16 protein-coding genes are annotated in these 15465 nt (G+C 71.3%); 8 read left to right on the top strand and 8 right to left on the bottom strand.

All coding sequences use genetic code 11. The features are described 5' to 3' along the window. Positions 1–1028, top strand: a 1028-nt coding sequence (locus AOK15_RS27945) for an alpha/beta hydrolase (RefSeq protein ID WP_157870390.1), incomplete at its 5' end; no start/stop codon positions are given. A gap of 3 nt (positions 1029–1031) precedes the next feature. On the opposite strand, the gene hemQ is transcribed toward AOK15_RS27945, so the two are convergent. Further along, positions 1032–1763, bottom strand: a complete 732-nt coding sequence (hemQ, locus tag AOK15_RS27940; protein WP_055521124.1) for a hydrogen peroxide-dependent heme synthase — start codon at positions 1761–1763, stop codon at positions 1032–1034. A gap of 5 nt (positions 1764–1768) precedes the next feature. After that, positions 1769–3223: a protoporphyrinogen oxidase gene (gene hemG / locus AOK15_RS27935; RefSeq protein ID WP_055521123.1), complete on the bottom strand. Its 1455-nt coding sequence runs from the start codon at positions 3221–3223 to the stop codon at positions 1769–1771. A gap of 166 nt (positions 3224–3389) precedes the next feature. On the opposite strand from hemG, the gene AOK15_RS27930 reads away from it, so the two are divergent. Together AOK15_RS27930 and AOK15_RS27925 are read left to right on the top strand one after the other, a co-directional pair. Next, positions 3390–4349, top strand: a complete 960-nt coding sequence (locus AOK15_RS27930) for a DUF4349 domain-containing protein (RefSeq protein ID WP_055521122.1) — start codon at positions 3390–3392, stop codon at positions 4347–4349. A gap of 27 nt (positions 4350–4376) precedes the next feature. After that, positions 4377–5774, top strand: coding sequence for an FAD-dependent oxidoreductase (locus AOK15_RS27925; protein ID WP_055521121.1), 1398 nt, complete (start codon positions 4377–4379; stop codon positions 5772–5774). Between the two features lie 37 nt (positions 5775–5811). Here the strand turns inward: AOK15_RS27925 and AOK15_RS27920 are convergent, their stop codons facing one another. Further along, positions 5812–6150 (bottom strand): hypothetical protein, encoded by a 339-nt coding sequence (locus tag AOK15_RS27920; protein WP_055521120.1) that lies wholly within the window; start codon positions 6148–6150, stop codon positions 5812–5814. 136 nt (positions 6151–6286) lie between these two features. Here AOK15_RS27920 and AOK15_RS27915 point away from each other — a divergent pair, with 136 nt between their 5' ends. Further along, complete coding sequence (locus AOK15_RS27915) at positions 6287–7099, top strand: rhomboid family intramembrane serine protease (RefSeq protein ID WP_055521125.1); 813 nt, start codon at positions 6287–6289, stop codon at positions 7097–7099. A gap of 79 nt (positions 7100–7178) precedes the next feature. Here AOK15_RS27915 and AOK15_RS48365 read toward each other — a convergent pair whose 3' ends face one another. After that, a complete protein-coding gene (locus AOK15_RS48365) occupies positions 7179–7283 on the bottom strand; it encodes a response regulator transcription factor (RefSeq protein WP_205632242.1) in 105 nt (34 codons plus the stop codon). Between the two features lie 106 nt (positions 7284–7389). Continuing rightward, positions 7390–8457, bottom strand: coding sequence for a uroporphyrinogen decarboxylase (hemE, locus tag AOK15_RS27910; RefSeq protein ID WP_055521119.1), 1068 nt, complete (start codon positions 8455–8457; stop codon positions 7390–7392). 228 nt (positions 8458–8685) lie between these two features. Between hemE and AOK15_RS27905 the strand changes: the two genes are divergently transcribed. From AOK15_RS27905 to AOK15_RS27895, 3 genes are all read left to right on the top strand, one after another. Continuing rightward, positions 8686–9315 carry a DUF3000 domain-containing protein gene (locus tag AOK15_RS27905; protein WP_055521118.1) on the top strand — a complete coding sequence of 210 codons (630 nt, stop codon included), beginning with the start codon at positions 8686–8688 and terminating at the stop codon, positions 9313–9315. A 320-nt stretch (positions 9316–9635) separates the two neighbouring features. Continuing rightward, positions 9636–10295, top strand: a complete 660-nt coding sequence (locus AOK15_RS27900) for a response regulator transcription factor (protein ID WP_055521117.1) — start codon at positions 9636–9638, stop codon at positions 10293–10295. Between the two features lie 197 nt (positions 10296–10492). Further along, complete coding sequence (locus AOK15_RS27895) at positions 10493–11788, top strand: HRDC domain-containing protein (protein ID WP_205632241.1); 1296 nt, start codon at positions 10493–10495, stop codon at positions 11786–11788. A 181-nt stretch (positions 11789–11969) separates the two neighbouring features. On the opposite strand, the gene AOK15_RS27890 is transcribed toward AOK15_RS27895, so the two are convergent. Genes AOK15_RS27890 through AOK15_RS27880 form a run of 3 tightly spaced genes read right to left on the bottom strand, consistent with a single transcriptional unit; the run spans position 11970 to position 15090 of the window. Beyond that, entirely contained in the window at positions 11970–12824 is an 855-nt protein-coding gene (locus tag AOK15_RS27890) for a carbohydrate ABC transporter permease (protein WP_055521115.1), read from the bottom strand. Next, positions 12821–13774 (bottom strand): carbohydrate ABC transporter permease, encoded by a 954-nt coding sequence (locus tag AOK15_RS27885; RefSeq protein WP_055521114.1) that lies wholly within the window; start codon positions 13772–13774, stop codon positions 12821–12823. The genes AOK15_RS27890 and AOK15_RS27885 overlap by 4 nt, the downstream gene beginning before the upstream one ends. Then, positions 13774–15090: an ABC transporter substrate-binding protein gene (locus AOK15_RS27880; protein WP_055521113.1), complete on the bottom strand. Its 1317-nt coding sequence runs from the start codon at positions 15088–15090 to the stop codon at positions 13774–13776. Before AOK15_RS27880 ends, AOK15_RS27885 begins: the two co-directional genes overlap by 1 nt. Positions 15091–15249: 159 nt before the next feature. On the opposite strand from AOK15_RS27880, the gene AOK15_RS27875 reads away from it, so the two are divergent. Further along, positions 15250–15465, top strand: a 216-nt coding sequence (locus AOK15_RS27875; RefSeq protein WP_157870389.1) for a glycosyl hydrolase 2 galactose-binding domain-containing protein, incomplete at its 3' end; no start/stop codon positions are given.

Raw genomic sequence — 15465 nt, 5'->3', positions numbered from 1 at the left:
TCGACGTGCTGCGCGCCGCGCTCGGTGAGCACCGGCTGACGTTCATGGGGGCGTCGTACGGCACGTACTTCGGGGCGCTGTACGCGACGCTGTTCCCCTCGCGGGTGCGCCGGATGGTCTTCGACTCGGCGGTGAACCCGGACCCCGAGCGGATCTGGTACCGCAACAACCTCGACCAGTCGGCGGCGTTCGAGGGGCGCTGGGCGGACTTCCGGCGGTGGGTCGCCAAGCACCACAAGGTGTACCGGCTGGGGAACACCGGACAGAAGGTACTGCGCGGCTACGAGCGGGCGGCGGCCCGCCTGGCCGCGCGGCCGGCCGGCGGGAAGGTGGGGCCGGGCCAGTTGCAGAGCACGTTCCTCCAGGCCGCGTACTACGACGACTACTGGCCACAGCGCGCGCTCGCGCTCTCCGCGTATCTGCGGGGGGACGCGAAACCGCTGATCCAGCTGGCCGGGCCGTACCCGGAGGCGGCCGTCGAGCAGGAGAACGCGAACGCGGTGTACACGGCCGTCGAGTGCAACGACGGGCCCTGGCCGACGGACTTCCGGGTCTGGGATCGCGACAACACCCGGCTCGCCCGGACGGCGCCCTTCGAGACATGGGACAACGTGTGGACGAACCTGCCGTGCGCGTACTGGCCGGCGCCCCGGCAGCGTCCCCTGGATGTGCGCACCGGGCCCGGTGAGCTGCCGCCGACGCTGATCCTCGCGGCGGAGCGGGACGCGGCCGCGCCGTACGAGGGGGCGATCGCGTTGCACCGGCGGCTGTGGGGATCGGTGCTGGTGACCGAGCGGGACGCCGGGAGCCACGGTGTCGCGGGCGGCCCCAATACGTGCGTCAACGCGTATCTGGAGGCGTATCTGCTGGAGGGCCGGGCGCCCGACGGGCGGGCGGCCTGCGCGGGGCGCCCGGAGCCCGAGCCCGCCTCCGCACGGTCGGCGAGCACCCCGTCCACCCAGCGGCCGGCCACGGCCGCAGCCGCGCCGGCCGCTGGGCTCCCCGCGCCCCTCGCGGGGCGCGGGTAGGCGTTACGCCAGGCCCTCGACCAGTTCCGCGACCGACTTGCGGCGGCCGGTGTAGAACGGGACCTCCTCGCGGACGTGCATCCGGGCCTCGGAGGCACGCAGGTGGCGCATGAGGTCGACGATGCGGTAGAGCTCGTTGGCCTCGAACGCCAGGATCCACTCGTAGTCGCCCAGCGAGAAGGAGGCGACCGTGTTGGCGCGGACGTCGGGGAAGCCGCGGGCCATCTTGCCGTGGTCGGCGAGCATCCGGCGGCGGTCCTCGTCCGGCAGCAGGTACCAGTCGTAGGAGCGCACGAACGGGTACACGCTGACGTAGTCGCGGGGCGTCTCGTCGGCGAGGAACGCCGGGATGTGCGAGCGGTTGAACTCGGCGGGGCGGTGCAGTGCCATGTTCGACCACACCGGGGTGAGCGCGCGGCCCAGCCGGGTGCGGCGGAAGAGGTTGTACGCCTCCTGGAGCTGGTCGCTGGTCTCCGCGTGCCACCAGATCATGAGGTCGGCGTCGGCGCGCAGGCCGGACAGGTCGTACGTGCCGCGCACGGTGACGTCCTTCGCGGCGAGCTGGTCGAACAGCTCCTGGACCTCGTCGGCGTAACCCGTGCGGTCCTCCGGGAGCACGTCCTTCAGTTTGAAGACGGACCACAGCGTGTAACGGATGACCTCGTTGAGGTCCTTGGCCAGCTTGCCCTTGTTGGGGACGCGGCCGGACTCGGTGGTGGGGGCGTCGTCGCTCATGGAACTCATTCTCCCGCTCCGCCGTGCAGGCTCTGCACCGGGTTGGCCGTGAGGTCCTGCACAGCGTGCAGGTCACCGTGGATCTGGTCGACTGCGGCGGTCGCGCTCGCGACGCAGGCCGGGACGCCGACACCGTCGTACGCCGCGCCGCAGACGGCGAGACCGGGCAGCTTGCCGAGGTGCTCCCGGATGCGGGCCACGCGCGCGTGGTGGCCGACCGGGTACTGGGGCAGGCCGTCGTCCCAGCGGGTGACGCGGGTCTCGACGGGGTCGGCGATCAGGCCGGTGGCCGCGCGCAGGTCCTGGCGGGAGACGTCGACGAGGTGGGCGTCCTCGTGCTCCAGGATCTCCGTCTCGCCGTGGCGGCCCACGGAGGTGCGCAGGATCAGCAGGTCGGGGTTCTGCTCGTCGATCCAGCCCCACTTCTGGGAGGAGAAGGTGGACGCCTTGATGGTGCGCCCGTCGACCGGCGGCACCAGGAAGCCGCTGCCCTCGGGGAGGGTGACGTCGGCACGGCGGTAGGCGAGGGTGACGAGGGCCATCGAGGCGTACTCGACGCCGGCGAGTTCGGCGGCGGCCTCGGGGGCCTCGGCGCGCAGCAGGTCCGCGGCGACGGGGGCGGGGGCGGCGACGACGACGGCGTCGGCGTGCAGCACCCGGTCGCCGGTGGTGACGCGCCAGCCGCCGGTGCTCTCGCGGCGCAGCTCGGTGACGGGGCTGCGGGTGAGGATCTCGGCGCCGCGGGCGCGCACCGACTCCGCGACGGCGCGCGGCAGTTGTCCCACGCCGCCCTCGATGCCCATGAACACGGGGCCGGTCTGCTGGGCGGCGGCCGCGCGGACCTGGATCTCACGGACGGCCTCGGTGAGGGAGGTGTGGGTCCGGGCGGCCTGGTAGAGCTGCGGGACGGCCGAGCGCATCGAGATGCGGTACGCGTCGCCCGCGTAGACGCCGCCGAGCAGCGGCTCCACCAGGCGGTCCACGACCTCCCTGCCGACGCGGGCCGCCACGTACTCCCCGACCGCCACGTCGTCGCCGACCTCGGTGCGGGGCAGGTCCGCGTCGCGCTCGATACGGGCGAGGCCCTCGTCGGACAGCACGCCGGAGAGGGCGGACGCGGTGCCGGTGACGCCCATGACGTGGCCCTTCGGCATGGGGCGCAGCGCGCCCCGGGTCCACAGGGAGGCCGTGGCGGTGGCGGGCGGCTGGAGCCGGTCGGCGAGTCCGACCTCCCGGGCGAGGGCGACCGCCTCGGGGCGGCGCGCCAGCAGGGACTCGGCACCGAGGTCGACCCGCGCGCCCGCGATCTCACCCGGCAGCAGCTTGCCGCCGACCCGGTCCGAGGCCTCCAGGACGGTCACCCCGGCGCCTCTTTCCAGCAGTCCGTGCGCGGCGGCCAGCCCCGCGATCCCGGCTCCGACGACGACGACATGTCCGGCTTCCGGACGTGATCCGCTCATGGGTCCACCTTCTCAGACACCGCGGACGCCCCTGGTAGGGCCGTGTGGCCCCACCGAGTCCCGACCGTGACCGCTTCGGGACCACCGCGCGCCAACGTTCCGCCGCCCTCCGGCGTCGAAGGAGCGTCATCAGGAAGCCGGACACGACTCCCGGGGGTACGCCGCCATGGCTCAGACACACGTACGATGGTCCCGACGGCCCGCGGGGGCCGTCGCCGCCCTGTTCCTCGCCGCCGCGCTGGCCCTCACCGGGTGCGGCGCCAATGACGACGGTTCGGACGGCACGACGGCCTCCGACAGCAAGGCCGGCGCCGCCCGGCAGCAGGGGGCGGTGGACGCCGAGAGCGGCGTGGACACCGACAGCGGCGGCGGCTCGACGAAGGATCAGTCCGCCGACACCCCGCCGAAGGTCGGACCGAGCCACGTCATCCGTACCGCGAGCCTGACCGTGCGGGTGAAGGACGTACCGAAGGCGCTGGACGAGGCCCGGACGGTCACCGAGAACGCGGGCGGGTTCGTGGGCGACGAGTCCACGGCCCGCGACGGCAAGGGCCGCGAGCGGACCCGGATGGTGCTGCGGGTGCCCGCCGAGAAGTACGAGGAGGTCCTCACCGCACTGGCGGGCACCGGCAAACTGATCGAGCGCAAGGCCAAGGCGGAGGACGTCACCGAGCAGGTCGTGGACGTGGAGAGCCGCATCACGACGCAGCGGGCGAGTGTGGCCCGTATCCGCGAGCTGATGGACCGGGCCACCAAGATCAGCGATGTGGTCACGCTGGAGGGCGAGTTGAGCACGCGCCAGGCGGACCTGGAGTCGCTGCTCGCCCGGCAGAAGTCCCTGAAGGACCGCACGAGCCTCGCGACGATCAAGCTGTCGCTGTCGGAGACCGCGGTGAAGAAGGCCGACAAGGACGACGAGCCGGGGTTCGTGGACGCGCTGGCGGGCGGCTGGAACGCGTTCGTCGCGGTGTTCCGCTGGCTCGGCATGGCGCTCGCCGCGATCCTGCCGTTCGCGGCGGCCACGGCCCTCGTCCTGCTGCTGTGGTTCCGCTTCTTCGGCCGTTCGCGGCGCCCCGCCCCGGCCGCAGCCCCGGCCGCCGAGCCGGAGGGCCGCGAGGAGAGCTGAAATGCGGGGCGGTCGTAGCGTGTTCCCATGAACATGAGCCGTACGGAACGTTCGAGGGAACGCCTGGTCGTCGTCGGGGGCGACGCGGCGGGCATGTCCGCCGCGTCGCAGGCGCGCAGGCTGCGAGGGCCCGACGAGTTGGAGATCGTGGCGTTCGAGCGGAGCCACTTCACCTCGTACTCGGCGTGCGGCATCCCCTACTGGGTCGGCGGCGACGTCCCCGACCGGGACCGGCTCATCGCCCGCTCGCCCGAGGAGCACCGGGCCCGCGACATCGATCTCCGGATGCGCACGGAGGTCGTGGAGATCGACGTCGAGGGCAGGCGCGTCCGCGCGCGTGAGCTGGACACCGGCGACGCGTATTGGACGTCGTACGACAAGCTGGTGATCGCGACCGGGGCCCGCCCGATCCGCCCCGACCTGCCCGGCGTCGACGCCCCCGGCGTGCACGGGGTGCAGAACCTGGACGACGGGCAGGCCCTCCTCGACACGCTGGCCGCCACCGGGGGCCGCCGCGCGGTGGTCGTCGGCGCCGGCTACATCGGCGTGGAGATGGCGGAGGCGCTCATCAACCTGGGGTACGAGGTCACGGTCGTCAACCGCGGCAAGGAGCCGATGTCGACGCTGGACCCGGACATGGGCCGCCTGGTGCACCGGGCCATGGAGGGCATGGGCATCACCATGGTCGACGACGCGGAGGTCACCAAGTTCCTGACGGGCGACGACGGCAGGGTCCGCGCGGTCGCCACGGACGACGCCGAGTACCCGGCGGACGTGGTGGTCCTCGGTATCGGGGTGCGCCCCGAGACGGAGCTGGCGAGGGCGGCGGGCCTGCCCGTCGGCGACCACGGCGGCCTGCTGACCGATCTGTCGATGCGGGTCCGCGGCCACGACGACATCTGGGCGGGCGGCGACTGCGTGGAGGTCCTCGACCTGGTCTCCGGCCGTGAACGGCACATCCCGCTGGGCACCCACGCAAACAAGCACGGGCAGGTCATCGGCGCGAACGTCGGCGGCGGCTACGCCACGTTCCCCGGCGTCGTCGGCACCGCCGTCAGCAAGGTCTGCGACCTGGAGATCGCGCGCACGGGCCTGCGCGAGAAGGACGCCCGCCGCGCGGGCCTCCAGTTCGTGGCCGTCACCATCGAGTCGACCAGCCGCGCCGGCTACTACCCGGGCGCCGCCTCCATGACGGTCAAGATGCTCGCCGAACGCCGCACGGGCCGCCTCCTCGGTGTGCAAATCGTCGGCCGGGAGGGCGCGGGCAAACGCGTCGACATCGCCGCCGTGGCGCTGACGGCGGGCATGACGGTCGAACAGATGACAGCCCTGGACCTGGGCTACGCCCCGCCCTTCTCGCCGGTCTGGGACCCGGTTCTGGTGGCGGCGAGAAAGGCGGTGACGGCGGTGAGGTCGGAAACCTAGCCTTGTCGGGTGTGCGGGAAACCGCGCACACCCAGGACTACACGGCCGACGAGTTCCCGCTGAGCCGGTCGATGGCCTGCATCGCCTGGTCCGCCCCCGGCCGCGACGGCAGCGACGACACGGACGCGGAGGAGGTCACCGCGGCGGGGGCCGTGGGCGGCGTCGCCGGCTTGGCGTGCGCCGCGGTCGCCCGCACCGACCGCAGCCGGTGGCTCACCGCCTCGTCCAGCGTCACCGGCCGCTGCATCCGCGCGGACAGCCGCCCGGCCTCCTGGCCGAGCGCCGCCACGTCTTCCCAGGTGAGCTTCACCACCAGGGACAGTTCCGCCTCACCGTCGGGGGTGGCGTGCATCGAAGGAGTGACTCGGTCGTTCATCGCCTGTTCCTCACGTAGATCCGCGGTTGAGGACACATACGCACCACCGTGCACGAGCGTTCACATGTCCGACGCCCGTGTGCGCCTGGGCGGGTGCGGGCCGGTTCCGGCCCCGTATCGCGGGCACACGATCCTTGTGGTCATCCCCGTGCACGACGTGAACCCCGTTCGCGGCACGCCGTACGTGACGTACACACTGATCGCCGCGAACGTCTTCGTCTTCCTCTTCATGCCCGGCCTCGCCGGTTCGACGGCCGGTGACAGCGGTCCGGCCCAACTGTGCCATCTCCAGGCGTTCGTGGAGCAGTACGCGGCGGTGCCACGCGAGTTGATCCACCATCAGCTGCCGCACCTGGTGCCCACGGGCGCGGTCGATCCCCGCACGGGCGGCTGCCTCGTGGGCGCACCGGGCTACGACAAGTCGCCCGCGCTGTCCGTCCTCACCGCGCTGTTCCTGCACGGCGGCTGGCTGCATCTGCTGGGCAACCTGCTGTTCCTGCTGATCTTCGGCAACAACGTCGAGGACCGGTTGGGGCACATCCGGTTCCTCCTCTTCTACGTCGCCTGCGGTTACACGGCGACGTACGCCTTCGCCTACCTCAACGACACCTCGTCGGACCCGCTGATCGGCGCGTCCGGAGCGATCGCCGGGGTGCTGGGTGCCTATCTGGCCCTGTATCCGAGGGTCAGGGTGTGGATCCTCGTGCCCTTGCTGTTCTTCCTGCCGCTGCGCCTGCCCGCCTGGATCGTGCTCGGCTTCTGGTTCGGGTTGCAGGCGGTGTACTCGTCAGGGGAGGGCGTCTCGGGCCTGGGCACCGTGGCGTACGCGGCGCACATCGTCGGCTTCCTCGCGGGCATGCTCGTCGTCTGGCCGCTGCGCGCCGGAACCACACCGCCCCCGGAACCACGTGGCCTGCTCTTCGGACGGCACGCACGGCCGCGCTGGTGAGGACCGCGCGGTCCGGTGGGTCGATGGGTCGGTGGACCTGCGGTCCGGTGGGTCGATGGGCCTGCGGTCCGATGGCCAGTTACGGAGTCGGCCCGTCCAGGAGCCTGGCCCGGCTCGCGATGAGCGCCGCCTGTACGCGGGTGCGGGCGCCCAGCTTGGTGAGCACGTTCTGGACGTGGGACATAGCACCGCATCACCTGCCCGGCGCCCGCGCGCTTCGCGCCCTGTTCCACGGGGCGCGCGGGCACGCGGCAGAAGGGCCCTAGTGGCGAGGCGGGCGCGCGGGACGACTAGCGGGCGGTCTGCTCGTGGACGTACTCCACGAGGCGGGTCAGCGCGTCGGGGTCGGTGGAGGGCAGGACGCCGTGGCCCAGGTTGAAGACATGGCCCTCCAGGCCGGTGGCCGAGTCGAGCACCTCGCGGGTCTTGGTCCGGACGGCCTCGGGGCCGGCGAACAGGACCGTCGGGTCGAGGTTGCCCTGGAGCGCCTTGCCGGGGCCGACACGGCGGGCGGCCTCGTCGAGCGGGACGCGCCAGTCGACGCCGACGACGTCCGCGCCCGCCTCGCCCATGAGGCCCAGCAGCTCGCCGGTGCCGACGCCGAAGTGGATACGCGGGACGCCGTATCCGGCAACGGCGTCGAACACCTTCGCCGAGGCGGACAGCACCGAGCGGCGGTAGTCGGCGGGGGCGAGCGCGCCGGCCCAGGAGTCGAACAGCTGGACGGCGGAGGCGCCGGCCTCGATCTGGACACGGAGGAACGCGGCGGTGATCTCGGCCAGCCGGTCGAGCAGGTCGGCCCAGAGCTCCGGGTCGCCGTACATCATCGCCTTGGCGTTCTCGTACGTGCGGGAGGGGCCGCCCTCGACGAGATAGCTGGCCAGGGTGAAGGGGGCGCCGGCGAAGCCGATGAGCGGGGTCCCGCCCAGTTCGGCGGTGAGCAGCTTGATCGCCTCGGTGACGTACGAGACGTCCTCGGGAGTCAGGTCGCGCAGCTGGGCGAGGTCGGCGCGGCTGCGGATCGGGTGCTCGACGACCGGGCCGACACCGGGCTTGATGTCGAGGTCGATGCCGATGGCCTTGAGCGGGACGACGATGTCGCTGAAGTAGATCGCCGCGTCCACCTGGTGCCGGCGGACCGGCTGGAGGGTGATCTCCGTGACCAGCTCGGGCCGCATGCACGACTCCAGCATCGGGATGCCCTCGCGCACCTTCAGGTACTCCGGCAGTGAGCGCCCGGCCTGCCGCATGAACCACACCGGCGTGTGCGGCACGGGCTCGCGCCTGCACGCCTTCAGGAAGGCGGAGTCATACGTGGCGGTCGGCTGGTGGCCCGAGGGGCTGGCGTTGGCACTCACGAGGCAAAGTCTCGCACGCCCGCTTGACAGGGACGGCCCGGGCTGTGGACAGCGCGGGGCACCGAATGTTTCCGGCCACCACCGCCGGACGCGGCCCGGCCGCGTTCGCTGAGCGCGATCCGACCGTGACCCAGCGCACGGGTGTCTTGCCCTGCGCCGGGGCTCCGTTCCCCTTACTGTTCCGGCATGGCTGCGGCTCAGGGACGACTGTCGGACGACGCTGGCGGAATGGACGACGCGAAGGAGGGGGAGCGCGATGCGGGTGGGACGGCCCCGTTGCCGTTCCGCTCCGCGGTCGACGCGCTGAGGGCCACACGCCTGCGGCCGGAGATCGAGATCGAGCCCACCCGTCCGCCGCAGCGGCTCGCCCCCTATGCGTACGCCCTGGAGGCCGCCGTCGTCGAGGGCGACGAGGACCTGGCCGACGGCCGTCTCGTCCTGCTGTACGACCCGGCGGGCCACGACGCCTGGCAGGGTTGCTTCCGGCTGGTGACACTGGTCCGCGCGGAACTGGAGCCGGAGATGGCCGCGGACCCGCTGCTGCCCGAGGTGTGCTGGTCCTGGCTGACCGGCGCGCTGCAGACGCGCGGACTGTCGTACGGCGAGCCGAGCGGCACGGTGACCCGGGCCGGCTCGCACTACTTCGGCGGGCTCGCCGCGCGGCCCGCCGCCTCGCAGATCGAGATCCGGGCGTCCTGGACCCCGCGGGAGGTGTTGGGCGGCGTCCCGGACACCGCTGCGCACCTCGCGTCCTGGTGCGATCTGCTCGCCCAGATCGCCGGGCTGCCGCCCGCCGTCGATCCGGGGGACGCCGCCGTCGTGACACTGCCGCAGCGGCGGGGGCCCCAGTCACGCTGAGACCCGTCGCCTTCCGAGGACCGTGCCCCGAGCGGCACGGTCCTTTTTCGTGCCGCGTCGCCACGCCGACCGAAACCATCACTTTGTCGATACGGCCACTTTCGGCCCCGTATTGACGGGAAGCGACACCGTTCGATCTTCGAATGATCGAAGGCGTGTCCGAATTGCACGGATTGTTACTCACCAAATCGTGATCATTCTCTAAAGGAGCAGAGGTTTGATGCCGAAGACCTCTGTGACCTTGAAAGCACGGTTCGTCCCGGCTTCGACCCCACGAGCCCAGCGAGCCGACACCCCCGTCCCGCACCCCAGGAGGCCTGGTGTCCGTTCTCCTCGAGCAGCCCGCAAGCCTGGTCGCCTACCGTCCGAACAAGCCGACCGCGATGGTGGTGGTGGCCGACCCGCGCGTCCGGTCGACCGTCACCCGGCACCTGTGGGCCCTCGGTGTCCGCGATGTCATCGAGGCCTCGTCCATCGCCGAGGCCCGTCCCCGCATCGGCAACCCCCGTGACATCTGCGTGGCAGACGTCCACCTGCCGGACGGCTCCGGCCTGACCCTCCTCTCCGAGACCCGAGCCGCGGGCTGGCCCAACGGCCTCGCGCTCTCCGCCGCCGACGACATCGGCGCCGTCCGCAACGCCCTCGCGGGCGGCGTGAAGGGATACGTCGTCACCGGCACCCGCACCAACATCGGACTGCCCACCCGTCCCGGCGCCTCGCCCCTCGGCTCCGCCGCCCGTATGCACCGCCGCCCCCCGGGTGCCCCGAGCCACCCGGGCGGCTACCGGGAGCTGTCGGGCCGCGAGGTCGAGGTGCTGCGCCTGGTCGCGGAGGGCCAGTCGAACAAGGCGATCGGTGTGTCGATGGGCCTGTCCGCGCTCACCGTCAAGAGCCACCTCGCCCGTATCGCCCGCAAGCTCGGCACCGGCGACCGCGCCGGAATGGTCGCGGTGGCCCTGCGTACCGGGATCATCCACTGAGGTCGCACCGGAGCGGCCGGGAATCGCGCCGCAGCGGCCGGGAGGAGGCCGAGATCGTTCGATGACGCCCGGCCTCTCCCGATTCGCCGGGAAGTTTCACTGACACGTGTGACACATGACTTGTTTACGCCCCTGCGTGGCCCGCCGACGGAACGTTCCGTCGGCGGGCCATGTCCATACACAGATACCCTTGACAGGTGACCGACGCCCAAGAGACCGCAGCAGACAGCACCCTGCGAACCACCGGAGGCGCCCCTCCGGACGACGGCGGATCTTCTGACGCGGAGGCGCCGATCCCTTTGCTGGAGCCGCGGGACGGCATTCCGCCCGTGATCGCCGACGAGGAGACGCTGGCCGAGGCGATCGCCGCGTTCGCCGCCGGCTCCGGCCCCGTCGCCGTCGACGCCGAACGCGCGTCCGGATACCGTTACGGCCAGCGCGCCTATCTGGTGCAGCTGCGCCGTGAGGGCGCGGGCACCGCGCTCATCGACCCCATCGCCTGCCCGGACCTCTCCGGCCTCGGCGAGGTGCTCTCCGACGTGGAGTGGGTGCTCCACGCGGCCACCCAGGACCTGCCGTGTCTGCGCGAGATAGACATGGTCCCCAGCCGTCTCTTCGACACCGAGCTGGCCGGCCGGCTCGCCGGGTTCCCCCGCGTCGGCCTCGGCGCGATGGTGGAGAACGTACTCGGCTACGTCCTGGAGAAGGGCCACTCCGCGGTCGACTGGTCGACCCGCCCCCTGCCCGAGCCCTGGCTGCGCTACGCCGCCCTCGACGTGGAGCTCCTCGTCGACCTGCGGGACGCGCTGGAGAAGGAGCTGGACCGGCAGGGCAAGCTCGACTGGGCCCGCCAGGAGTTCGACGCGATCGCGTCGGCGCCGCCCGCCGAGCCCCGCAAGGACCCGTGGCGGCGTACGTCCGGGATGCACAAGGTACGACGCCGGCGCGAGATGGCGGTCGTGCGGGAACTGTGGGAGGCCCGCGACCGTATCGCGCGGCGGCGGGACGTCTCCCCCGGCAAGGTGCTCAGCGACGCGGCGATCGTCGAGGCCGCCCTGGCGCTGCCGGCGGGCGCGCAGGCCCTCGCCGCGCTGAACGGCTTCGGGCACCGCATGGGGCGGCGGCAGCTGGAGCAGTGGCAGGCGGCGGTGGACCGGGCGAAGGCGCTGCCCGAGACCGCGCTGCCGGCGCACGGGCAGCCGGTGACGGGGCCGCCGCCGCCGAAGGCGTGGGCCGACAAGGACCCGGCGGCGGCAGCGCGGCTGTCCGCGGCGCGGGCCGGGGTCAGCGCGCTGGCGGAGCAGCTGAACATGCCGCAGGAGAACCTGATCACGCCGGACACGGTGCGGCGCCTGTGCTGGGAACCGCCGGCCACGGCCGACGCCGACTCGATCTCCGCCTCGCTCGCGGGGTACGGGGCTCGGGCGTGGCAGGTGGAACTGGTGACGCCGGTGCTGGTGGGGGCGCTGTCCGCGGTGGGCAGGAGCGCGTAGCCGCGGCCGTGGGAAGGGCCGCCTCGGGGGTGCGGTGCGGTATGGGTGCGTATGCGGGTGCGGGTGTGTGGGGGCTGGTCGCGCAGTTCCCCGCGCCCCCGACGGTTCCCGGGAGCCATGAGGCGCCCCCGGCTCGGTCGGCTCCTCCGCCTCGCGTCGCTCCTCTGTTTCGTCGTCCGCTTCACTTCGTCGCGCCCCTCATGAAGCCGTTGTAGATGAACCTCTGCAGGGCCAGGAAGACGATCAGGGTCGGCAGGATGACCAGGACCGTTCCGGCCGAGATCGTTTCCCAGTGGGCGGCGTAGGGGCCCTTGAAGCGGAACAGGGATGTCGAGATCACGCCAAGGTCTTCCGAGGGCATGTAGAGGAAGGGGATGTAGAAGTCGTTGTAGACGGTGATCCCCTTCACGATGACGACGGTGGCGATCGCCGGCCTCAGCAGCGGGAAGACGATCTTCCGGTAGATGGTGAACGCGTTGGCGCCGTCGAGGCGGGCCGCCTCGTCCAGCGAGATCGGGATCGACCGGACGAACTGCAGGAAGATGTAGATCGAGACGATGTCGGTGCCCATGTAGAGGGCGATCGGCGCCCAGAGGCTGTCGAACATGCCGAAGCTGTCGACGATCTGGAAGGTCGCCACCTGGGTGGTCACCCCCGGCACCAGCGTGGCGACGAGGAAGAGCGCGACGACCAGCTTGCGGAAGCGGAAGGTGAACCGGTCGATGGCGTAGGCGGCCATCGAGCCGATGACCACCGTGCCGGTGACGGCGAACAGCAGGATGAAGGCCGTGTTGCCGAAGGCCGCGAGCATCTCGCCGTCCCGGAACGCCGTCGCGTAGTTCCGGAAGTCGAGGAGATCGTCGGGCAGGCCGAGTGCCCGGCTGCCCTGCGCCATCTCCTGCTCGGACTTGAGCGAGGTCAGGAACACCACGGCGAGCGGCAGCAGGACGACCAGGGACGCCACGACCAGGGAGAGCTGCGTGAGCGTCCGGGCGATCCGGCGGCGGACGACCGTGGTCGGGTGCGCGAGCGTCATGTGAGGTCCACCTTGTCGTCCGGGACGAGACGGCGCTGCACCCAGGTCACCGCGAGGATGATCAGCAGCAGCACCACGGCGGCGGCCGAGGCGAGGCCGGTCTTGTTGAAGCGGAACGCCAGGTCGGTCGTCTGGATCACGAAGGTCTCGGTGCCGGTGGCGCCGCCGGTCATGATGTACGGGATCTCGAAGACCGAGAGGGAGCCGGAGATCGAGAGGATCACGCTCAGGCTCAGCACCGGTTTGATGCCGGGCGCGATGATGTACCGGAACTGGTGCCGGCGGCTCGCCCCGTCGAGTTCGGCGGCCTCGTACAGCTCGCCCGGGATGGACTGGATCGCGCCGAGGAAGAGCACGAAGTTCAGGCCCAGGTAGCGCCAGACGGAGACGCTCGCGAGGGAGATGTTCGCGGAGGTCGAGGTTCCCAGCCAGGCGCGGTCGGACTCGTACCCGACGAGGGCGAGGACCGAGTCGAGGGTGCCGCCGTCCTGGAAGAAGTAGAGGAAGACGAAGCCGATCGCGACGCCGTTGATCAGGTACGGGAAGAACAGCACGCCCTTGTAGAAGTTCCGGAAGCGGACGTTGAAGCTGAGGACCGTCGCGAAGTACAGGGCGAGGGCGATCTGCACCGCCGAGGCGGCCAGGTAGTAGCCGCTGACGAAGAAGACCTGGAACAGCTCGGGGCGGGTGAGGATCTCGACGTAGTTGTCGGCGCCGATGTAGTGCAGCTCGGGGCTGACGCCGTCCCAGTCGGTGAAGCTGTACGCCAGCATGTTCATGACCGGGGCGTAGGTGAAGGCGACCAGGAGGGCCAGCGGCGCGGCGAGGAACAGCCACGGGGTGAGCCCCCGCCACAGGCGCACCGAGCGGGGGGCCGGCCTCGGCACCGGAGGCCGTGGCGCGGCCGACGGAGGCCGCGCCACCTTCTCGGTCGTGTGCGTGGCGGGCATCAGGAACCCACGGTCTTCTGCGCCTCGGTCCAGCGCTCGCCGAGGTCGTCGAGGAAGTCGTCGAGGGTGCCGTCCTTGGCGCCGCGGGCGAGGTCGACGAGGTCCTGACGGTACTCGGGGGCGTAGATGCCGACCTCCGAGGCGTTGTCGATCTCCTTCACCAGGCCGCCCTCGGCGTCGTCGAGCTCGATGAGCTTCACGCCCTGCTCCTCGTACGGCCTGAGCGACTCGGGCAGCGGGGCGTTCTTCAGCGTCGCGATCGACAGGTTGTCCTCGGCGTAGCCGGACTTGTCGGTGAACCAGTCGACCCAGGCGCGGGCGGCCGCCTTGTGCTGGGAGTGGATGCTGACGGCCTGGTTGTAGTCGGGGTTGGCGGTGGCGCACGCCTTGCCGTCGACGCGGGCGGGGAACGGCATGAAGCCGATGTCGTCGGGGTCGGCCCCGGCCTTCTCGGCCGCCTGCCGGAACTGGATGACCGCCCAGCTGCCGAGCCACGCCGTGGCGATCTCGCCCTTGGCGAGCTTGGGCTTGGACTCCTCCCAGTTGGTGGTCGTCGGGTCCTTCTCGATCAGGCCCTGCTTGACGATGTCGTACAACAGGGTGTCGCCGACGCGGAGTTCGCCGTTCTCGCCCCAGGGGTCGGTCTCGGCGAGGGCGGAGGTGGCGCCGGTGTCGCAGCTGACCGAGCCGTTGACGAACGTCCAGTGGGTGAGCGGCCACTGGGCGGCGAAGTTGGTGTAGTACGGGACGGCGTCGGTCTTGGACTTGATGGCCTTCAGCGCGGTGAGGAACTCGTCGGGCGTGGTGGGCCAGTCGGTGACGCCGGCCTCGGCCCAGATCCGCTTGTTGTAGAGGAAGCCGGGGGTCGCGCCCATGGGGCTCTGGCCGTAGACCTTTCCGTCGACCGTGGTGAAACCGGTGAAGCGGTACTTCTCGGCGAGCTCGTCCTGGGTGCCGAGGGAGGCGAAGAACCTGGGGTAGTCGTTCTTCTTGATGACGCTGGGGATCATGAGGACGTCGCCGTAGTTCTTCGTGTTCATACGGATCTTGACTTCGGCCTCGTAGTCCGTGATCGCGTCGAACTCGACCTTCACCTTCGGGTAGATCTTGTTGAACTCCGCCGCGTACTTCTTCATCGTGCCGTCCTGCACGATGTCGGTGCGGTGGGTGAGGACCTTGATGGTTCCGGACACCTTCGACGGATCGTCGGGTGCCTTCGCGTCGGCGGCCTTGGAGCCTCCTCCGCTGCCTGTGCAGCCCGACGCGAGGAGCGCGGCGGCGAGCAGTGTTCCGGTGAGCGTCCTTCGGTGGTTCATGTGCACCAGCTCCGTTCGGGACGGACGAGCACGGGTGGGTTGGCTGGTTCGGCACTCTGGCAGCCGTTCACTGAACCGGTAAAGTCCCAATCTCGCCAAGGGTGCCGAAACTTTTCGCGACGCTGTCGCATCATCGACTGGACCGGTTTAGGAGGGCGCATGCTCGACGCCACCCCGCTCACCGAGGGCTGGATCCTGCGGTACGAGGGGCGGGAGCTGCCCGCCGCCGTGCCCGGGTGCGTGCACACCGATCTGCTGGCGGCGGGGCTGATCCCGGACCCCTTCCTCGGGCGCAACGAGACCGAGGTCGCGTGGGTGGGGCGCCGGGAGTGGACGTACGAGGTGGATCTGCCGGGGTCGGGGTCGGGGGTGGCC

It is taken from the genome of Streptomyces ossamyceticus (assembly GCF_001418475.1).
Classification (GTDB): Bacteria; Actinomycetota; Actinomycetes; order Streptomycetales; family Streptomycetaceae; genus Streptomyces; species Streptomyces ossamyceticus.
The sequence above is the reverse complement of the archived record's forward strand: the minus strand, read 5'-3'. Positions and strand labels throughout refer to the sequence as shown.